General features: G+C 70.1%; 18 protein-coding genes. 10 read left to right on the forward strand and 8 right to left on the reverse strand.

Features of this window, described 5'->3' with window-relative positions; genetic code table 11:
• Positions 1-49: 49 nt before the first annotated feature.
• From BZB76_RS02430 to BZB76_RS02445, 4 genes are read left to right on the forward strand one after another with little or no spacing between them, the layout of a single operon-like run.
• Positions 50-2,341 carry an HAD-IB family hydrolase gene (locus tag BZB76_RS02430; RefSeq protein ID WP_121432645.1) on the forward strand — a complete coding sequence of 764 codons (2,292 nt, stop codon included), beginning with the start codon at positions 50-52 and terminating at the stop codon, positions 2,339-2,341.
• On the forward strand, positions 2,338-3,594 hold the full coding sequence (locus tag BZB76_RS02435; protein ID WP_121432646.1) for a zinc-dependent alcohol dehydrogenase: 1,257 nt from the start codon (positions 2,338-2,340) through the stop codon (positions 3,592-3,594). The genes BZB76_RS02430 and BZB76_RS02435 overlap by 4 nt, the downstream gene beginning before the upstream one ends.
• Positions 3,591-5,168: an NPN-dependent hydroxyacid isomerase, LarAH14/15/16 family gene (gene larAH / locus BZB76_RS02440; RefSeq protein WP_211342787.1), complete on the forward strand. Its 1,578-nt coding sequence runs from the start codon at positions 3,591-3,593 to the stop codon at positions 5,166-5,168. The genes BZB76_RS02435 and larAH overlap by 4 nt, the downstream gene beginning before the upstream one ends.
• Positions 5,165-6,094: a lysophospholipid acyltransferase family protein gene (locus BZB76_RS02445; RefSeq protein ID WP_121432647.1), complete on the forward strand. Its 930-nt coding sequence runs from the start codon at positions 5,165-5,167 to the stop codon at positions 6,092-6,094. Before larAH ends, BZB76_RS02445 begins: the two co-directional genes overlap by 4 nt.
• A gap of 65 nt (positions 6,095-6,159) precedes the next feature.
• Here the strand turns inward: BZB76_RS02445 and larC are convergent, their stop codons facing one another.
• From larC to BZB76_RS02470, 5 genes are all read right to left on the reverse strand, one after another.
• Positions 6,160-6,888 (reverse strand): nickel pincer cofactor biosynthesis protein LarC, encoded by a 729-nt coding sequence (gene larC / locus BZB76_RS02450; protein ID WP_121432648.1) that lies wholly within the window; start codon positions 6,886-6,888, stop codon positions 6,160-6,162.
• Complete coding sequence (gene larB, locus BZB76_RS02455) at positions 6,885-7,493, reverse strand: nickel pincer cofactor biosynthesis protein LarB (RefSeq protein ID WP_211342788.1); 609 nt, start codon at positions 7,491-7,493, stop codon at positions 6,885-6,887. Before larB ends, larC begins: the two co-directional genes overlap by 4 nt.
• Complete coding sequence (locus BZB76_RS02460) at positions 7,490-8,158, reverse strand: AIR carboxylase family protein (RefSeq protein WP_121432650.1); 669 nt, start codon at positions 8,156-8,158, stop codon at positions 7,490-7,492. Before BZB76_RS02460 ends, larB begins: the two co-directional genes overlap by 4 nt.
• Positions 8,155-8,994 (reverse strand): ATP-dependent sacrificial sulfur transferase LarE, encoded by an 840-nt coding sequence (larE, locus tag BZB76_RS02465; protein ID WP_121432651.1) that lies wholly within the window; start codon positions 8,992-8,994, stop codon positions 8,155-8,157. The genes BZB76_RS02460 and larE overlap by 4 nt, the downstream gene beginning before the upstream one ends.
• 152 nt (positions 8,995-9,146) lie before the next feature.
• The gene (locus BZB76_RS02470; protein WP_121432652.1) at positions 9,147-9,746 is read right to left on the reverse strand and encodes a superoxide dismutase; all 600 of its coding nucleotides are present in this window, start codon (positions 9,744-9,746) and stop codon (positions 9,147-9,149) included.
• A gap of 327 nt (positions 9,747-10,073) precedes the next feature.
• Here BZB76_RS02470 and BZB76_RS02475 point away from each other — a divergent pair, with 327 nt between their 5' ends.
• Entirely contained in the window at positions 10,074-12,287 is a 2,214-nt protein-coding gene (locus BZB76_RS02475) for a DUF262 domain-containing protein (protein WP_281273828.1), read from the forward strand.
• An 18-nt stretch (positions 12,288-12,305) separates the two neighbouring features.
• Here BZB76_RS02475 and BZB76_RS02480 read toward each other — a convergent pair whose 3' ends face one another.
• Entirely contained in the window at positions 12,306-13,310 is a 1,005-nt protein-coding gene (locus tag BZB76_RS02480) for a methyltransferase (protein WP_121432654.1), read from the reverse strand.
• Between the two features lie 305 nt (positions 13,311-13,615).
• Here BZB76_RS02480 and BZB76_RS02485 point away from each other — a divergent pair, with 305 nt between their 5' ends.
• Positions 13,616-13,834 (forward strand): zinc-binding dehydrogenase, encoded by a 219-nt coding sequence (locus BZB76_RS02485; RefSeq protein ID WP_211342864.1) that lies wholly within the window; start codon positions 13,616-13,618, stop codon positions 13,832-13,834.
• 190 nt (positions 13,835-14,024) lie between these two features.
• Positions 14,025-14,441, forward strand: a complete 417-nt coding sequence (locus BZB76_RS02490) for a zinc-binding dehydrogenase (RefSeq protein ID WP_211342789.1) — start codon at positions 14,025-14,027, stop codon at positions 14,439-14,441.
• A 71-nt stretch (positions 14,442-14,512) separates the two neighbouring features.
• Here the strand turns inward: BZB76_RS02490 and BZB76_RS34525 are convergent, their stop codons facing one another.
• Both BZB76_RS34525 and BZB76_RS02495 read right to left on the reverse strand, forming a co-directional pair.
• Entirely contained in the window at positions 14,513-14,668 is a 156-nt protein-coding gene (locus BZB76_RS34525; protein WP_170180484.1) for a hypothetical protein, read from the reverse strand.
• An 84-nt stretch (positions 14,669-14,752) separates the two neighbouring features.
• On the reverse strand, positions 14,753-15,934 hold the full coding sequence (locus tag BZB76_RS02495; protein ID WP_121432655.1) for an MFS transporter: 1,182 nt from the start codon (positions 15,932-15,934) through the stop codon (positions 14,753-14,755).
• Positions 15,935-16,070: 136 nt separating this feature from the next.
• Between BZB76_RS02495 and BZB76_RS02500 the strand changes: the two genes are divergently transcribed.
• The 3 genes from BZB76_RS02500 to BZB76_RS02510 all read left to right on the forward strand — a co-directional run bounded on the left by BZB76_RS02500 (position 16,071) and on the right by BZB76_RS02510 (position 19,166).
• Positions 16,071-16,613, forward strand: coding sequence for an RNA polymerase sigma factor (locus BZB76_RS02500; protein ID WP_211342790.1), 543 nt, complete (start codon positions 16,071-16,073; stop codon positions 16,611-16,613).
• Positions 16,610-17,608, forward strand: a complete 999-nt coding sequence (locus BZB76_RS02505; protein ID WP_121432657.1) for a CU044_5270 family protein — start codon at positions 16,610-16,612, stop codon at positions 17,606-17,608. Before BZB76_RS02500 ends, BZB76_RS02505 begins: the two co-directional genes overlap by 4 nt.
• Before the next feature lie 493 nt (positions 17,609-18,101).
• On the forward strand, positions 18,102-19,166 hold the full coding sequence (locus BZB76_RS02510; protein WP_170180485.1) for a glycosyltransferase 87 family protein: 1,065 nt from the start codon (positions 18,102-18,104) through the stop codon (positions 19,164-19,166).
• Positions 19,167-19,171 lie beyond the last annotated feature (5 nt).

The following is a 19,171-nucleotide window of genomic DNA, read 5'->3' on the forward strand; positions in this document are numbered from 1 at the left end:
ACTGGGCGCTGGCCCACGCAGGCGTACAGAGGAGGGGGGTCACCGCACCATGAGTGACAGGCTCGCCGGGCAGACGATTCTGCTCACCGGCGTCACCGGGTTCATCGGGCAGGCCATGCTGGAGCGCCTGCTGTCCGGATATCCCGACACCCGCGTCGTCGTGGTCCTGCGGGAGAAGCCCGGCGTCACCGCCGATCAGCGGCTGGACGAGCTGATCACCAAACCGGTGTTCGGGCCGTGGCGGAACCGGGTCGGCGAGGACGAGGCCCGCGAGACCGTGCGGAAGCGGGTGCGGGTCATCTCGGCCGACCTCACCGATTCCGTCCCGGAACTCCCCGACGACATCGACGCCATCGTGCACGGCGCGTCGATCGTGTCCTTCGACCCGCCGATCGACGAGGCGTTCCAGACGAACGTCGTCGGTACCGTCAACCTGTACGAGTCGGTCAGGCGCGCCGGGCAGCGCGGCGGAAAGACACCGCACATCGTGCACGTGTCGACCGCGTATGTCGCGGGGTCGCGGAAGGGCATCGTCCCGGAGACCACGCTCGACCACGCCATCGACTGGGAGACCGAACTCGACTGCGCGGTGGACGCCCGCCGGACCGTCGAGCGCGGTTCGCGGCGTCCCGAGGTGCTGGGCCGGCTGCGCGCCGCCGCGCTCCGCGAACAGGGCAAGGCGGGTCCGACCGCCGTGGCCGCCGACACCGAACGGCGCCGCCGCGAGCAGGTCGACGAACGTCTCATCGCCTACGGCCGGGAGCGCGCCCGCAGCCTCGGCTGGCCGGACGTGTACACCTTCACCAAGGCGCTGGGGGAACGCGCCGCCGAGCAGACGGCCCATGACCTGCCGCTGTCGATCGTCCGTCCGGCGATCGTGGAGAGCAGCCTGCGGCACCCGTACCCGGGCTGGATCGACGGGTTCAAGATGGCCGACCCGCTGATCCTCGCCTACGGGCAGGGGCTGCTGCGGGCGCTGGCCGGAATCCCGGACGGCATCGTCGACATCATCCCCGTCGACCTGGTCGTGAACGCGCTGCTCGCCGCCGCCGCGTCACCGCCTGAGCCCGGCAAGCCCGCCTACTACCACGTCGGGTCCGGCGCCCGGAACCCGCTGACGCTGCAACGGCTCGTCGAGCTGGTCAAGGAGTACTTCAGCCAGCATCCGCTGCCCGCCGCGGACGGGCGCGGCGCGATCCGTCCCAGGGAGCTGAAGCTGCTCAGCGAGGGCCGCGCCGAACAGATGCTGGGCACCGCCGAACGCGCCATGGAGATGGCGGAGAAGGCGCTGCTGATGCTGCCGAGCGGCGACCGCACCCGTGGTTGGCAGCGCAACCTGTACAAGCAGGGACGCGAGGTCCGGCTGCTGCGCCGCTACCGCGACCTGTACGGCGCGTACGGCGCCGCCGAGGTCGTCTACGCCGACTCCGGCACCCAGTCCCTCAGCGCCTCGCTGCCGGACGACGCGGGCTGCGACTCCGCCGTCATCGACTGGGCGTACTACCTCCGCGACGTGCACTGCCCGGCCGTGACGGCGGCGTTCCGCCTGATCCAGCAGCCCGTCAAGGAGCCGCGCCCGGTACTGACGGCGGGCCCGCCGCCACGACCGCCGGTGAAGTTCGAGGAGCGGCGGGACGTCGTCGCGGTGTTCGACTTCGACGGCACGATCGTCGCGTCCGACGTCGTGGAGGCGCACCTGTGGGCGCGGCTGCTGGACGTCCCGCTGAAGTCGTGGCCGGGAACGCTGGCGCCCGTCCTGCGGAAGGTCCCGCACTACCTGCGCACCGAGCACCGTGACCGGGGCGAGTTCCTGCGGGAGTTCGTCCAGCGTTACGAGGGCGCGAACGAGGAGGAGCTGCGCGCACTGGCCCGCGACCGGCTGTCGGACGTCCTGCTGCGCCGCGCGTGGCCGCAGGCGATCCGCCGGATCCGGCGGCACCGGGAGGCCGGGCACCGCACCATCCTGCTCACCGGCACCCTCGACGTGTTCGTCGAGCCGCTCCGCACCCTGTTCGACGACATCCTGGCCGCCCGCCTCCGTGTCGTCGACGGACGCTGCACCGGCACCTTCGAACAGCCGCCGCTGATCGGGGAGGCGCGGGGCGCGTGGCTGCGCGCCTGGGCCGGCGAAGAGGGCGTCGACCTCACCGGAAGCTGGGCGTACGGCGACCACTACTCTGACCGTCCGGTGCTGGAGCAGGTCGGCAACCCCGTCGCCGTCAACCCCGACGCCCGCCTGTACCGGCACGCCAAGAAGCAGCGCTGGACGATCGCGGACTGGGACGGCGACGCCGGTGCCGTGTCCACGCTCCTCGACGCCGCCCTGGAGGAGGCCCGATGATTCTGGCGCTGGAGTACCACCGTTCACCCGCCCGGTACCTCGCCGCCTCGCGGCTCCCCGGCCGGTTCCGTTCGGCGGCGGTGCCGTCGCTGGCGCCGCTGCGGCTGACGAACCGGGAGGCGCCCGGACGGCCCGGCCCCGACTGGGTGCGGCTGCGTCCGGTGCTGTCGGGGATCTGCGGGTCCGACCTGTCGATGGCCGCCGGGAAGGTGTCGCCGTACCTGTCGCCGCTGGTGTCCATGCCGTTCGTGCCGGGCCACGAGGTGGTCGGTGAGCTGCTGGACGACGCGTCCGACGACATGCCCGCCGGAACCCGCGTCGTCATCGACCCGGTGCTGCCGTGCCGGGCGCGCGGCACCGGCCCCTGCCCGCCCTGCGCCGAGGGCAACGAGAACCGGTGCGACCACATCACCTCCGGGCGGATCTCGTCGGGGTTGCAGACCGGGTTCTGCGCTGACACGGGCGGCGGCTGGTCGGAACGCCTCGTCGCGCACCGCACCCAGCTGCACCGGGTGCCGGAGTCGCTGCCGTCGGTGCGTGCCGTGCTGGCGGAGCCGCTGGCGTGCGCGGTGCGGTCGGTGCGCCGCATCGACGTGCCGCGCGGCGCGTCGATCGTCGTGGTCGGCGCCGGGACGGTCGGGCTGCTGACCGTCCTCGCGCTGCGGGAGCTCACCCCCGCCGGGTCGATCACCGTCATCGCCCGGCACGCGGGCCAGCGGCGCCGTGCCATCGCGCTCGGCGCCACCGAGACCATCGACTCGTCGGCGGCGCTGCGCGGGCTGCGGCGCATCACCGGCGGGTCGCTCGTCCGTCCCGAACTCGGGCCCGGCTACCTGCTCGGCGGCGCCGACATCGTCGTCGAATGCACCGGCGGCGAGGGGCTCGACACGGCGCTTCGGCTCGTCCGCGCTGGCGGGACGGTGCTGCTGTCGGGCATGCCGGCGAAGCCGGTCGATCTGACGCCTGCCTGGTTCCGGGAGCTGAACATCGTCGGCTCCTACGCCAGCCGCGGCGCCGACGACTTCGGATCCGCCCTCGACCTGGCCTCCCATGACGCGCTCGACGGCTTCGTCGACAGCGTCTACCCCCTCACCCGCTGGCGGGACGCGCTGTCGCACGCGCTGTCCGCCGGACGCTCCGGCAGCGTCAAGATCGCCTTCGACCCCCAGAACGGGGACGGGGCCGCATACGGCGACACCACCTCGACCGCTGAAGGCACAGACCACCTCGAACGCGAAGGAGCCGATGGATGAGCAGACCGGGACTCGTGCTGGAGGTGGACGAGCGGACGCCCCCGCTGCTGGTGCACGAAGGAGAGGGGTTCCGGCTGGAACGGTTCCCGCTCGGCACCCGGGTGATCTATCCGCCGGACTCGCTGCCCGGCATCCGGGACGTCAACGGCCGCATCCGGGACGCGCTGCTGAACCCGCTCGGCAGCGAGCCGCTGCCCGAACTGCTGCACTCGGGCATGCGGCTGACGATCGTGTTCGACGACCTGTCGCTGCCGCTGCCGCCGATGCGGGCACCGGACGTCCGGGGCCGTGTCATCGAGCAGGTGCTGGAGATGGCGGCGGCCGCGGGCGTCGACGACGTCGAGCTGATCGCCGGTAACGCGCTGCACCGCCGGATGACGCCCGCCGAGATCAAGCACATCGTCGGCGACCGGGTGTTCAACTCGTTCTGGCCGGACCGGCTCCGCAACCACGACGCCGAGGACCGCGACAACCTCACCCTGCTCGGGCAGACCCGGCACGGCGAGGACGTGGAGATCAACCGGCGGGCCGCCGAGAGCGACCTGATCGTGTACGTGAACATCACGCTCGTCGCGATGAGCGGCGGCGCGAAGTCGGTGTCGGTGGGCCTCGCCTCGTACAAGAGCCTGCGGCACCACCACAACGTCCACACGCTGCGGAAGTCCCGGTCGTTCAACGACCCGCCGAACTCGGCGATGCACCACTCCTACGAGCGGATGCACAAGCTCCTGTCGGAGTCGGTGCGGATCTTCCACATCGAGTGCACCGTCAACAACGACCAGTTCCCGTCGCCGTTCGAGTTCCTCAACAAGCGCGAATGGGAGTGGACGCTCAAGGACCAGGCGAAGTTCCTCGCCGCCAAACGCGCCAACGACCTCGCCCCGGCCGGTGCCCGGCACAAGGTGTGGCAGGGGATGCGCGCCCCCTACGGGATCACGGGCGTGCACGCGGGCGCGACGGACCTCGTCCACGAGAAGACCCTCGCGAATGTGCACCGGCAGCAGCTCACCGAGGTGCACGGGCAGTCGGACATCCTGATGCTGGGACTCCCGTATCTGTGTCCGTACAACGTGAACTCGGTGATGAACCCGATCCTCGTGTACAGCCTGGGGCTCGGCTACTACTTCAACATGTACAAGAACAAGCCGCTGGTCCGTGAGGGCGGCGCGCTCATCATGTACCACCCGATGAAGTCGGAGTTCCATCCGCTGCACCACCCGAGCTACATCGACTTCTACGAGGAGGTGCTGACGCAGACGACGGACCCGGCGACGATCGAGACGAAGTTCGAGGAGCAGTACGCCACCGACCCCTGGTACATCCACCTGTACCGGAACTCGTACGCCTACCACGGCGTCCACCCGTTCTACATGTGGTACTGGGGCGCGCACGCCCTCAACCACCTCGGTGACGTCATCTGCGTCGGCGCCGACCGGCGGGTCGCGTCCCGGCTCGGTTTCCGCGCGGCGAGCACCCTCGCCGACGCGTTGGAGATGGCGGGCGACACCGTGGGACGCAGCCCCAGCATCAGCTACCTCCACACGCCGCCGATGACGCTGGCGGACGTCCGATGAGCGGCCGGAAGGGCCGGATGAAGCTGGCCGAGGAGATCCGGCTGCTGCGCCGTGGCCGCGACTGGCGCGGCCGGGCGCCCGCGCCCCGGTCGGCGCAGCCGTGGACGAAGGCCCCGCCCAGCCGCGCGTTCCCGACCGAGTGGGCGCGCACCCCGCTCGCGATCGCGGCCCGGAAGGTCGCGTTCGACGGCGTGTTGCGGACCGTGACGTGGAGCCAGACCCGGCCCGAGATCCACGGCGCGGAGATCCTCGACGACATCAAGGGCCCGGTCGTGTTCGTGGCGAACCACGCCAGCCACCTGGACACGCCACTGATCCTCGGGTCGCTGCCCGTCCGGATCCGCCGCCGTGTCGCGGTCGCCGCCGCCGCCGACTACTTCTTCGACGCCCGCTGGCGCGCGGTCGCGACCGCGTTGACGTTCAACGCGTTCCCGATCGAGCGGCGCGGCGCGGGCGGCGCCCTCGACCTCGCGACCGAGCTGCTCGAAGACGGCTGGAACCTGCTCATCTACCCGGAGGGCACCCGCTCGACGGACGGTTGGGCGCGACGGTTCCGGATGGGCGCGTCGCTGCTGTGCCGCGAGCAGGGCGTTCCCGCCGTGCCGCTGGTGCTGCGCGGCACGTACCGGGCGATGCCGCGCGGCGGGTTCTGGGTGAAGAAGGGCCGTCCGGTGGTGTCGGTCCGGTACGGCAGGCCGCTCGTGCCCGAGCCCGACGAGACGACGACCGCGTTCAACGCCCGGCTGGAGGACGCGATCGGCCGCCTGTGGGTCGAGCACGACACCGACTGGTGGACGTCCCTGCACGCGTCCGACCGGCGCCGCGCTCCTCGGGGCCCGGAGGCGTCGGAGTGGCGTCGCAAGTGGGAGTCCACCCGCCCGCAGGCGCCTTCGTCCACCCACCACCGCGTCTGGCGCCGCCGCTGACCGTGTGCGTTGACCGTGTGCGCGGACCGTGGGCGCCCGCCGGCTCGGCGGGCGCCCACCTGCAGTCAGGCGGTCTCGCCCAGGACGACCTGGGTCACGTTGGGGAAGTCCCCGAAGATCTTCGTTCCGGCGCCGAACCCGTTGCCGGTGACGGTCATCGCGGGCATCGCACCGAATTCGTCGGCGAGGGTGACCAGCAGGGCCGTTCCGGTCGGCGTGGCCATCTCGGCGTCGATGTCATGCCCCTGGATCGGGGCCTTGGCGCGGGCCAGCAGTTCCACGACCGCCGGGCCGGGGTTGGGGATCAGGCCGTGACGGCAGCGGATGAAGCCGCGTCCGACCGGGATCGGCGCGGCCCGTACCTCGTCCACGCCGAGGGTTTCGAGGGCGGCGCACGTCCCGACGACGTCGACGATCGCGTCGTGCCCGCCGACCTCATGGAAGTGGACGTCCTTCGGCGGCATCCCGTGCACGGCGCCCTCCGCCTCCGCCAGCGTGCGGAACACCCTCAGCGCCCGGTCCCGGACCCGCTCCGGCAGCGGCGCGGCCTCGACGAGTTCCTCGATGACGGCGTGCGTCCGCGAGACGGCGTCGTCCTCGACGTCGACGATGGCCCGCGTCGCGGCGATCCCCCGCCGCGACACCCGCTCCACGTCGAGGGACCAGCCGGGCACGTCCAGCCCCTTCAGCATGGCGCGGACCTCGCCGAGGTCGGCGCCCGCGTCGAGCAGCGACCCGAGCGCCATGTCACCCGCCACCCCGGCGAAACAGTTGAAATAGGCGATCTTCTTCATGCGAGCATCCTTCGCGCTAGTACCGCGGCTCCCAGACCGTCGTCGATCCCGGTGACGACCAGCCCCGGCGCACCCGACGCGAGCAGCGCGGCCAGCGCCGCGAGCCCGCCACTCGAACTGCCGTAGCCGACGCTGGTCGGCACGGCCACCACGGGACGGCTCGTCACCCGCGCCACGACCGAGGGAAGCGCCCCGTCCATCCCGGCCGCCACGATGAGCAGCCGCGCCTCGTCGAGCCGCTCCCGGACGGCCAGCAGCCGATGCAGCCCCGCCACCCCGACGTCGGCGATCAACGCGGCTGGGAGCCCGAACGCGGCCGACCCGGCCAGCGCCTCCTCCGCCACCGGCAGGTCGGCCGTCCCCGCCGAGACGACGGCGACGGGCACCGGCACGGCCGGTCGCGGGCGTGTCAGCACGACGAGCCCCGACCGTGGGTGGTGGACGGCGTCCGGCGCGGCCTCCCGCGCCGCCTCGAACTGCTCCGCCGACGCCCGCCGGAGGAACGCCACCTCCGCGTCGCGGGCGAGGAGTTCCTTGACCCGGTCGCGCACCTGGTCGGCGTCGAGGCTCCCGGCCTCGGCGACGGCGACGATGGGACGGCTCACCCGCCACCCCCGTTGATCAGGTGGGCGGCGTATCCGGCGCCGTACCCGTTGTCGATGTTCACCACGACGACGCCGGGCGAGCAGGAGTTCAGCGCCGACAGCAGCGCGGCCCGGCCCGGAAGCTCACCCCCGGCCGACGTCGGCAACGCGATGACCATGCGGTCGGTCAGCCCGGACACAAGGGTGGGGAGGGCACCGCCCGTCCCGTCCGCGACGACGAACACCCCGGGCGCGTCCTGTTCGCGCAGCCACCCGGGCAGCACGGCCGGATCGTGTACGGGGGCGTCATAGCGCCGGACGACCCGGCTGCCCATCGCCTCCGCCACCAGAGCCGCCTCCTCGGCGACGGCCTCGTCCTCGGGCCGGCCGCACACCACGTCGACGCGTCCCACCCCAGCTCCCGCGACCGGCGCCAACACCGCCAGCCTGGCGCGCTCATAGACGACGGTGCCGGGAAAGGCGGAACGCAACGCGTCGAGCGTCTCCCGCCCCGCCCGCGTCGCCAGCACGTTCGTCGCGCCCGACCCGACCAGGCTCTCCGCGATGGCGACGACCTCGGCGACCGTCTTCCCCTCGCAATAAATGGCCTCGGGATGCCCGCGGCGCCGTCCCCGCCCGATGTCGACCCGGGCGAACCCCAACTCCTCGACGGTCTCGCCGGTCACGTGGCGACCCGCACACGCGGCAGCCCCAGGACCGCGTTGTGGCTGCCCTGCCGGTAGGGCTCCAGGTCCAAGGTCACATACCGGAACCCGGCGCCCTTGAGCAGCGCGACGATCTCACCGGCCCGTTCGGCGGCGCGTCCGATGTCGCCCGCCTCCACCTCGATCCGGGCCAGGTCACCGCCCTGGTCACGCACCCGCATCCGTCCACCGAACCCGGCCCCGCGCAGCGCGTCCTCGGCCTCCTCGACCCGCCGCAACGCCTCCAGCGTGACCGGCACCCCGTACGCGAGCCTCGACGACAGGCACGCCGACGCCGGTTTGTCGGACGTCGGCAGCCCGAACTCGCGGGCGGCGTCCCGCACGTCCGCCTTGCTCAACCCGGCGTCCACCATGGGGAACCTGGCCCCGAGCCGCCGCGCCGCGCTCTGCCCCGGCCGATGGTCGCCGAGGTCGTCGGTGTTCACACCGAGCAGCACGGGCCAGTCACCGGCCTCCGCCGCCACCGCGGTCAGCACCGAGACGAGCGCCTCCTTGCAGAACCGGCAGCGGTCCGCGCGGTTGGCGGCGTACCGCTCGTCCTCCATCTCCCGGGTCTGGACGACCCGGTGCCGGATCCCGAGCCGCTCGGCCTGCGCGCGGGCCTCCGCCAGCTCCGCTCTCGCGAGCGACGGCGAGTCGGCGGTGACCGCGAGGGCCCGGTCCCCCAGTTCCCGGTGGGCGAGGTAGGCGAGCAGCGAGCTGTCCACCCCGCCCGAGTAGGCCACGACGGCGCCGGGCAGCGCGGCCAGCGCCTCCCGCAGCTCCGTCACCTTGGTCGAAGCGAGGCTGTGGGCCATGCGATTCTCCTTCGGCGTCGTCCTCCCGCTGGTGAGGCTAGACGCACGGACCGCATGGTCGAATCCGTCATCCGACGGGCACGGCGCCCTCCAGACCGCAAGGGAAAGGTTCTGAGCACGATCCCGGCCTGGAGGACGCCGTGGTCTGTGGGTCAGCCGCGAGCCGCGTCGAAGCGCGTCTTCACGTCCGACCAGTTGACGAGCGACCAGAGCTTCTCCACATAGTCGGGCCGCACATTCCGGTACTGCAGGTAGTAGGCGTGCTCCCACGCGTCGAACACCAGCAGCGGCGTGGTGTTCATACCCACGTTGCCGTGGTGGTCGTAGACCTGCTCGACCACGAGTCGTCCACCCAGCGGCTCCCAGGCCAGCACACCCCACCCGGACCCCTGCACGGTGGACGTCGCGGTGGTCAGCTGCTTCTGCAACGCCTCGAACGACCCGAAGTGCTCGTCGATCGCGGCCGCCAGCTCTCCGTCCGGACGGTCCCCACCCTCCGGCGACAGGTTCTCCCAGAAGATCGAGTGCAGCACGTGCCCCGACAGGTTGAACGCGAACGTCTTCTCCAGACCGACCAGCCCGCCGAACTGCTCCTTGTCCCGCGCCTCCGCGAGCCGCTCCAAGGTGTCGTTGGCGCCCTTGACGTAGGCGGCATGGTGCTTGGCGTGATGCAGCTCCAGAATCTCCCCGGTGATCGCGGGCTCCAGCGCGGCGTAGTCGTAGGGCAGGTCGGGAAGCGTGTAGTCAGCCATACCGCCACTATTGCAAACTTCTTGCAACTACGTCCAACCCGCAACAAGCCGATGTCTCCGCCTCCCGCTAGCGTCCAGGCACAAGGGAGCGAAGACGGCACTGCTGGCGTTCAGTGACGGCGACATCCGTCCAGTCCTACGAGGCCACACGCTCAGACGCCATAGAGACCGAGGCCCTGGTCCGCCAGGTCCATCCGGGCCATTACGTCGAACCGGGTTCTGTCTGCTGATTTGCGGGTTTGACCGGTCGTGGACGGGCCGCTCGGGCTGTCGGTGGGGTCTGGCAGGGTGGGCACCGGTCAACTCGCGCGCGTGGTGGGAGTGGTTGTGAAGGCTGATGCGTTGAGCCCTCGGCAGTTGTTCGACGGAACGATGCATTACGAGATCCCGGCGTTCCAGCGCCCCTACGTGTGGAACGAGGAAGACCAGTGGGCGCCGCTGTGGGCCGATGTCATCCGGGTCGCGGAAAGTCATGTGGTCGCCGACGGCGGCGAACCCGAGGTGCCGCATCACTTCCTCGGCGCGGTCGTCTACGAGTCGAAACCGCCGGTCGTGGGCGACGTCACCCGGCACAAGGTGATCGACGGGCAGCAGCGCACCACGACACTGCAACTGATGATCGACGCGGTGCAGTCGGTCGTCGCCGAACGCGGTCATGTGCTGCTCGCCGAAGACCTCGAGAACCTCATCCTGAACCGGTCGTCGGCGTTCCGGGGCAAGCCGGAGCGGTTCAAGCTGTGGCCGTCCAAGCAGGACCGGGCGGCGTTCGCCCAGGCCATGGACCCCGATCCCGACTGGAGCGGGGAACACCGCATCCTGGAGGCGCACAGGTTCTTCGGTGACGAGGCGCGCACCTGGCTGTCGGGCACGCCCGACCCGGACGGCAACGAGCCGCCGGGTACCGAGGAGCAGCGGGCCACCGCCCTGGCCGCCACGCTCCGCGACCGCCTGCTGCTCGTGGCGATCAACCTCACCCGTCATGACGAGTCGCAGGTGATCTTCGAGACCCTCAACGATCGTGGCACGCCGCTGCTGAAGGCCGACCTGATCAAGAACTGGGTGTTCCAGAAGGGCGACGCGATCGGCGCCGACGTCGAGGCGTGGACGGAGACCCACTGGGTCGACTTCGACGACGACTGGTGGCGAGCGGAGATCACTCAGGGCCGCCACCAGCGTTCCCGGATCGACATCTTCATGCAGTACTGGCTCACCATGCGGCTGAGCAACGAGGTCAAGACCGAGCAGGTGTTCCGGGCGTTCAAGAACTACGCGGGCCCGCACATGGTCGACCCGCAAAGCGCGGACGGGTTCCTCCGCGAGTTCCGCCGGGACGCCGACACCTACCGGGCGCTGGCCGACCTGCCGGAGGACACGGCCCAGGGCTCGTTCTACTCCCGTGTCATCGAGACGATGGGGCTGGCGGCGACCAGCCCACTGCTGCTGTGGCTCCTGTCCGACAACCACAAGGTGCCCGAGGACCAGATCGAGACCGCGCTGCGCGCCCTGGAGAGTTGGGTGCTGCGCCGCACGCTACTGCGGATGACGATGAAGGACGTCAACCGGTTGATGGTCACGATCCTCAAGCTGCTCGACCGCGGCGAGGCGGCCACGGCCGGGGACACGGTTCGCGCCTTCCTGGCCGCGCAGACGACCGATACGCGGTTGTGGCCGTCCGACGAGCAGATGAAGTCGGATCTGCCCCGGCTGAGGCTGTACGGGTATCTGGGCCAGCCGCGGCTGCGCGTGGTGCTGGAGGCGATCGAACGGAAGCTGCGCACCGACTTCCATGAGGACGTCCCGCTGCCGTCCAGACTGGAGATCGAGCACGTCATGCCGCAGGCGTGGCGCACGTACTGGAACCCGGAACCGCCCCTCACGCCCGAGCAGGCCGCCGAGCGGGACCACCGGCTCCAGACCCTCGGGAACCTGACCCTGGTGACCAGGAGCCTGAACGGGGCGCTGTCGCACCGTCCCTGGACGGACGCCCAGGCCGCGGGCATGAGGAGCGGCGGGGAGGCGGGCCTCGGCAAGCGCGGCCTGCTGGCGAAGTACAGCCTGCTGGCCATGTCGAAAGATCTCGTCAACGGCCACCCGGACGCATGGACCGACGACGACATCGACGCCCGCGGCGCCGAGATGACCGCGCACCTGTGCGAGGTGTGGCCGGGACCGCCCTCTGGCGCGGCACCCGCCGAGGTCATCGAGGAGACCGGCGAGCCGAACCAGGCCGGTGAGCTGCCGCGCGTGGAATGGACCGCGGAGCAGCTCGCCGAGTTCGAGGCGTCCACGACCGACCTCACGCGAGGATTCCTCGACTACGTCGCGAAGAACCTGCCCGGTGAACTGTTCGTCGGGGACGACCTGGAGGACGCCGGTTACGTCTCCGGCCAGGTCTCAGGCATCACCGGCGCGATGGCCCGCAAGACGTACCAGGAGTACCAGCGCATCAACCCGCCCGTGGAGTTCGTGAAGATCAACGGCCGCTGGCACTACCGGATGGACCCCGCCGTGGCGAAGTTCTGGCTGTCCATCCGAAGCTGACCCTGCACGACCTCGCGTTCAGGGCTGGAGTTCGAGGAGGACGCGGGTGGCGGCCTGGTGTGATCGGGCCACGGTCAGTCCGGCCTCGGCGGCCAGTGCGGACAGGTCGTCCACGGTCCGGTCCGGGTTGATGGTGACGGCCTCGCGGCGCAGGGTCATGGCGGTGTCCTCCATCAGGAGGTCCTCGGGCAGGCAGACCTCGGTCACGAGGATCCTGCCGTCCTTGCCCGCGGCGTCGGCGCAGTTGCGCAGCAGCCGGATGGCGTGCTCGTCGTCCCAGTCGGCGAGGACGGCACAGAGCAGGTAGATGTCGGCGTCCTCGGGCAGCGGATCGAAGAAGCTCCGACCGACGGCGGTGGCCCGGTCCGCCAGTCCTGATTCGGCGAAGCGCCGTCCCGCCGCGTGCGCGAAGGCGGGCAGGTCAAGCATGGTCGCACGTAGATGCGGGTGTCTGGCGAGCAGCGCCTCGACCAGCGCGCCGGTGTTGCCGCCCACATCCACGAATGTGCTCACGGCGGACCAGCACGGGTCGTCCAGCACCAGGTCGACGTCGAATCCCGGTGTCAGCTCAAAGTGGACGGGCGGTTCATTGTCGGTGCTGCCACGCTCGTCGACGTAGGACCATATGTCGCTACCGAACATCCGGTGATATGCGGATTCCCCTGTTTTCAGTGTGTGCAGGAGATGGATCACGGCGAGTTCCGTCTGGCCGACGACCTCATTCAGATCCAACTGCTCGAAGGGCCACGGCGAGTCGTCCCCCCGCCGCAAACTGGCGCCCAATTCGGTCAGGCGGAAATGACCGCCCTCAACACTGATCATGTTCAGGGTGACCAGGTGATTCAGGAGCTTACCGAGCGGTCGAGGCTGCGTGCCGGTGCGCTCCGCGAGATCCGCGAGGGTCGGCCCACCTGCACCTATGTGGTCCGCGATTCGAAGGGTGACCGCGGCCCGGACCGCCATGGGCGTGACCAGGTCTGATAACGCGATGATCTGCTGGTGGAGTGCGTCATTCGTCGTCATCGGGCCTCCCGTCCACACGGATGCCTGCGCTCTGCCGCGTCAATCGTAAAACAGGAGAACGATCTCGCCAGTCCTCCGCGAATTACTGCCGGAGAGTACTCAATTCGAGGCGGCCGGAAAGCTTCGATGTGCACCCGCGTCGTGGGGACGATGGCGGACGCGGGCGTGCTTCAGGCCCCGGAGGGGGCGACCGGACGCCGCCGGGCTCGGCATGGTGCTGAACTGGGCGACCGCATTGACCGCGTTGCGGCCCCTGGGGGACGTCCGGCCCGGGTCCGTGGCTCGTCCACGCGGCAGCGGGAGGGATCGGGCAGGCCGCCGTCCGGCTGGCCCTGCACCACGGCGCGCGGGTGATCGCCACCGCGTCGCCGTCGGAGCACGGCACGGTCCGTGCCCTGGGCGTTGCGGAAGTGCTGGACGGTTCCCGAGCCGACCTGGCGGACGTGATCATGCGTCTGGCGGGCGGGGTGGACCTCGTCCTGGAGTCGGTGGGCCGGGCGCCGCCGGGCTCGGCATGGTGCTGAACTGGGCGACCGCGTTGACCGCGTTGCGGCCTGGAGGACGTCCGGCCCGGGTCCGTGGTGCTCGTCCACGCGGCGGCGGGAGGGATCGGGCAGGCCGCCGTCCGGCTGGCCCTGCACCACGGCGCGCGGGTGATCGCCACCGCGTCGCCGGTCGAAGCACGGCACGGTCCGTGCCCTGGGCGTTGCGGAAGTGCTGGACGGTTCCCGAGCCGACCTGGCGGACGTGATCATGCGTCTGACGGGCGGGGTGGACCTCGTCCTGGAGTCGGTGGGCCGGACGACCTTCGAAGCGAGCCTGTCGATGGCCAAGCCCTACACCGGACGGATCGTGGTTTTCGGAGCGGCGTCCGGGGACGCGTCGCTGACCACGCACGATCTCGTGTTCAGGTACCCCGTCCAGGTCAGGGGCCTGCACATCGGGACGTTCGCGTCGGCCGTCCCGCACCTTTATGAAGAGGTGGTTGCCGAACTGCACACACTCATCGCCAAGGGCGTCTACCTACCTGGCAGTCCGCACGTCCACCCCCTGGCGGACGGTCCGCAACTCCTCCAGAACCTCGGAGTCGGCCGGACGGTCGGCGAACACGCGCTCGACCCATGGGCCTGACGAAGCTCATGCCGAGCGACCGGCACGTGCCCGTCCCCGGTCACTCGGCATGAGCTGTCAACGAACCGGGCTTAGTGCCGGGCGCCGCCGCCGCGGCGTTTGGACATCAGGCGGCGGACCTTGGCCTGGGTGCGCGGGTCCCGGGCGAGCCGCTCCGCCCTGGCCCGCGCCTTCTGGCCCTGCGGGCTGCGGAGAAACATCTTGATCCGGGTGATGATGGAAGCCAACGTTCTTCCTCCTCGGCCTGGCCTTTGACTGTCGCCGGGCCTTATCACCTCAACGCCTGCCCACTCAGGAAAGTTCGGAACCCTTCAAGGGCGTCGCGTGCGCCACATGGCCGCGAAAGTCAGGACGGTGAGAACGGCCCCGAACCATAGCACGGCGGTCGTGGACGCCCCGTTGACCACGAAACCCCCGAAGAGGGCACCGAGGGCGATGGCCAGGTTGAACACCACGGTGTTGAGCGCCGTGGCCGCTTCCGCGTGGTCGGGCGCCGCCTTCAGGATCCACATCTGGACGGTGACGGGCACACCACCGAACGCCAGACCCCACAGGACCAGCAACGCGACACCCGACACGGCGACAGTACCGAGAAGCGGGAACAACGCCAGGACGGCGGTGAGCAGAACCGTGACGGCGGCGATGGTGGCGCGCACGTTCCGTCCGGCGGCGGTTCCGGCGAGGAAGGTGCCCACGACCCCGGCCGCGCCGAACACGAGCAGGAAGGGGCCGATGAGGTTCTCGTCGACGCCGGAGACGTCCTGGAGGACGGGACTGACGAACGTGTAGGCGGCCGTGTGGCCGCCGACGAGCAGGAACGTCGCGATGGTGGCGCCTCGCACGAACGGGTTGCCGAACAGGGCGAGCAGCGGGCGGAGCCGGATGGAGCCGGTCGCGGGAATGCCCGGCAGAAGCAGGAACAACGCGGCGAGGGCCAGGAGTCCGAGGCCGGAGAGAATGAGGAATGCGACGCGCCAGTCGGTGAGGCCGCCGATGAGCGTTCCGGCGGGGACGCCCAGGACGTTGGCGGCGGTCGCGCCCCCGAATGCGATGGACGTGGCACGCGGAACATGGCCGGACGGGACGAGCCGCACGGCGATCCCGGCCGCCAGGGCCCAGAACCCGCCGATGCTGATCCCGACCAGGAAACGCGATGCCAGCAGGACCGGGAAGTTCGGTGCCGCGAAGGACAGGAGGTTGGCCGCCACCATCAGGCCGATCAGGCCGAGCAGCACGCTGCGGCGGTCACGACGTCCGATCGCCACCGGAACGAGCAGCGCCCCGGCGGACGCGACCAGCCCGGGAACCGTGACCATGAGGCCCGCCGTCCCCTCGGAGACCCCGAGGTCACCGCCGATGGAGGTCAGCAACCCGACGGGCAGTTGCTCGGCCGTCACCACGAGAAAGGTCCCGACCGCGACCGCCACCACGGCCAGCCAACGCTTGAGGGGAACGTGCTCGGAAACGGCCTCGGCCGTGTCGACACGGGTCATCGACGCTCAACTCCTTCACTCAACATAGATCCAATCAACGTGAACTATATGAACATTGAGATTATTTCCCGCGTAGTCGATGGGCGGGTGCCGGACATCTCGGGGTGACAGAGACATCGCGGAGAGAGGAGTCGGTGTGCCGGATCCCGACGATGGATTCGCCGAGTTGTGGGACGCGCACTACGACGACGTCCTGGCCTACGCGGCCAGACGCGTCGACCACGAGACCGCGCGGGACGTCGCCGCCGAGACGTTCCTCGTCGCGTGGCGGCGGCGCAAGGACATCCCCGCCGACCGCCCGTTCCCGTGGCTGTTGCACGTCGCCCGCAACGTCCTGGCGAACGAGGCGCGCGGACGGCGACGGCGCGGACGGCTGTGGGGACGGCTCCGCGACGATCGGGAGCACCAGCGTCCGGTCGACGACATCGCGACCGGCCTCGCGGAGGGCGGACGCATCGACGCGGCGCTGCGACGGCTCCCCGAACGCGACCGCGAGGCTCTACGGCTCGTCGGCTGGGAGTGCCTGAACACCAGGGACGCGGCCGTGGTCGCGGGCTGCTCGGCGAAGGCGTTCTCGGTTCGCCTGCACCGCGCCCGCCGCAGGCTGTCAGCCGTTCTGGCCGAACTCGACGCCGAAGACCAGCACCTGCCCATTCTGGAAGGAAGCCCCCAGACATGAACGACGACCTTCAGAGCGTCCGCACGCTTCTCGCGCCCGCCGACCCGTGCCCTCCGGGGACGACGACCGGCGCGTCGCGGGACGCGGAAGGCCGTGCGGCCTTCGCGCGGATCACCTCGTCCCGTCCGGCGCCGCGGCACGTACGCGCTCCGCGGCGCGCACGCGTTCGGCTGGTCACGGCCGCCGCGCTGACCGTGGCGGTGGCGGGCGGCGCGGTGGCGGTGGCGGCGAACCAGGACTCTGAACGCGCGACCGTGCCCCGCCTGTCCGCGACTCCGGTGGCCAACGCGCAACAGTTGCTCTCCCTGGCGGCGGACCAGGTCAAGACCCGCGTCTTCATCGGCCCCACGGACGGACAGTGGACCTATGTGGAGACCTCCTACCGCACCCTGGACAAGCCGGATCGCGGCGATGTGTTCACTCCTGGGACCCCCCTGAAGTCACGCGTCGACCAGATGTGGGTTCGCGCCGACGGTACGAAGATGGCGACGATGGAGAACGGCAAACTGGAGATCTCGCCCACCGGCGGCGCGATGCCCCCCTCGGACTACGCGTCCCTCGCGGCGCTGCCACGCGACCCGAACGCTCTCCTGGCCTGGGCGCGCAAGAACGCGAGAAATCCCGACTCCACCGACGAACAGCGCAATGCCGACGCGTTCAGCCTCCTCGGCAGCCTGCTCAACAACAGCGTCCTCCCGCCCGAGCAGGAGGCTGCGACCTACCGCGCCCTCGCGAAGATCCCCGGCATCGCCCTGTCCAGGACCAGCCTGGAGGGACGTCCGGTGCTGGCCGTCTCCCGCCTCGTCGAGGGCTGGTTGAAAAAGGAGATCATGTTCGTTCCCGGCTCCTACACCTTCCATGGTGAACGGACCATCGCCGCCAAGGACCACTCCGCCGACGGCTGGACGATCAAAAAGGGCACCGTGGACAACGTCGTCCAACGTCGCACCGCCGGAATAGTCGACCGCCCCGGCCAGCGCCCCACCTCGAACTGACCAGGCCTGTCACCATTCCTCACGGCCCGTTCCTGGAACGCTTCCAGGAACGGGCCGTTCTTCGGCTTTCGCAGGTCATCAGTGGTGTGATTCAAGCCACCTTGCCTTCTCATCCTGAGATCATTACTTTCGCTGTCAGCCCGCGTCACCCCGTAACCAGATGCGCGGAACCCGAGTCCACAAAGGATGGGTCGAGAAGTCGCAGGTCGGGGTCACCACCGTGGCTGGAGCAGTGCTCGCCGCGGCGTTCGTCATGACAATTGGTCGAGCCGCGTTTCGGGCCGGGCACGCGGAGTTTCGCTCGCGTACTGACCAGCGCTTCTGAAGGACCAGCCGAGAGTCGGGTCCGCGCCTGATGTCATCGCAAAGGACTCTCGTGGTACAGAAAGCGCTTCCCGACAGCACAGAGTTTCTCGGTCCGGACGGGCGACCTCGACCCCCAAGGCCGGTCCTCAAATTCTTACCCGGTGCGACATGGATCGCGGGTTTCGTAATGACGGCACTGGCCGCCTACCATGCGCTCCATGGGCCGGAGGGCGTCCACGGCCTGGACGACCTGGAGGTCTATCTCGGGGCCGTCGAGTCCTTCAAGCAGGGCGACGGGCTCTACACGTTCCATTCCACGGACATCGGAGACGGGTTCACCTACCCGCCGTTCGCCGCGTTCACGATCATTCCGCTCACCTTCGTCCCCTACACGTGGGCGGCGGTGCTGTGGACCTGTACCTGCGCGGCGTGCACGGTAATCATCGCGGTCGTCGTCGGCAGACACATCGCGAAGAAATGGCCCTACGGCGTCCTCGACGACTCGGCGTCCTCCAGCGGCCTGGTGTTCCTCGCCATCTCGATCAGCGCGCCGTTGGCGAGCAATCTGCGATTCGGTCAGATCTCCTTATTGTTATGTGCCCTCGTCATTGTCGACGTTCTGTGCCTCGGCCGGACACGCGCCGCGGGCGTCCTCGTGGGAATCGCCACCGCGATCAAGCTGACACCGCTGATCTTCATCCCGCTGCTCTGGCTCGCGGGTCGATGTCGCGCCACCGTAATGGCCGTAGGCACCTTCGCCCTCTGCATCCTGGGTGCCTGGGCCGTCAGTCCCGCCGAAAGCGAGAAGTTCTGGTTCTCGGTGGTGTTCCAGGTGGACGCAGTACACGCGTTCACCCCCAGCGGGAACATATCCTTAGACGCCTCCCTGCAACGACTCGGCCTGCACGGCAACGCGCATACGGCCATCTGGGCGATGCTCTGTCTCGCCGTGCTGGTCGTCGCGATGTACCGCGCGGCGCAGGCCTGTCGCGCTGGAGACCACTTCGCGGCGCTGGTCATTGTCGGTGCCGCGAGCCTTGTGGTGTCTCCCATTTCGTGGACGCACCATCAGATCTGGCTGGTGCTCGCGCCCTTCGTGGTGGTTCGGTGGCCCGACAGGCGTTGGACGGCTCAGGCCGCGTGGGCGGCGGCGGTGTTGGCGATCATGTCCCTGTCGCTTGCGGAGGTTCGGCCGTTGCTGGCGATCGCCGTGGCCGCGCTCGTGCCGTTCCGGAAGCCCGCAGACAACTGACGGCA

Origin of the sequence: Actinomadura pelletieri DSM 43383 (assembly GCF_003634705.1) — a bacterium.
In the GTDB taxonomy this organism is placed as follows: Bacteria; Actinomycetota; Actinomycetes; order Streptosporangiales; family Streptosporangiaceae; genus Spirillospora; species Spirillospora pelletieri.

Bases quoted from the DNA above. Each gene is read 5' to 3' on its own strand.
- BZB76_RS02430 (WP_121432645.1), top strand. From the start codon at position 50: ATGAGTGACAGGCTCGCCGGGCAGACGATTCTGCTCACCGGCGTCACC.
- BZB76_RS02435 (WP_121432646.1), top strand. From the start codon at position 2,338: ATGATTCTGGCGCTGGAGTACCACCGTTCACCCGCCCGGTACCTCGCC.
- larAH (WP_211342787.1), top strand. From the start codon at position 3,591: ATGAGCAGACCGGGACTCGTGCTGGAGGTGGACGAGCGGACGCCCCCG.
- BZB76_RS02445 (WP_121432647.1), top strand. From the start codon at position 5,165: ATGAGCGGCCGGAAGGGCCGGATGAAGCTGGCCGAGGAGATCCGGCTG.
- larC (WP_121432648.1), bottom strand. From the start codon at position 6,888: ATGAAGAAGATCGCCTATTTCAACTGTTTCGCCGGGGTGGCGGGTGAC.
- larE (WP_121432651.1), bottom strand. From the start codon at position 8,994: ATGGCCCACAGCCTCGCTTCGACCAAGGTGACGGAGCTGCGGGAGGCG.
- BZB76_RS02470 (WP_121432652.1), bottom strand. From the start codon at position 9,746: ATGGCTGACTACACGCTTCCCGACCTGCCCTACGACTACGCCGCGCTG.
- BZB76_RS02480 (WP_121432654.1), bottom strand. From the start codon at position 13,310: ATGACGACGAATGACGCACTCCACCAGCAGATCATCGCGTTATCAGAC.
- BZB76_RS02495 (WP_121432655.1), bottom strand. From the start codon at position 15,934: ATGACCCGTGTCGACACGGCCGAGGCCGTTTCCGAGCACGTTCCCCTC.
- BZB76_RS02505 (WP_121432657.1), top strand. From the start codon at position 16,610: ATGAACGACGACCTTCAGAGCGTCCGCACGCTTCTCGCGCCCGCCGAC.
- BZB76_RS02510 (WP_170180485.1), top strand. From the start codon at position 18,102: ATGACGGCACTGGCCGCCTACCATGCGCTCCATGGGCCGGAGGGCGTC.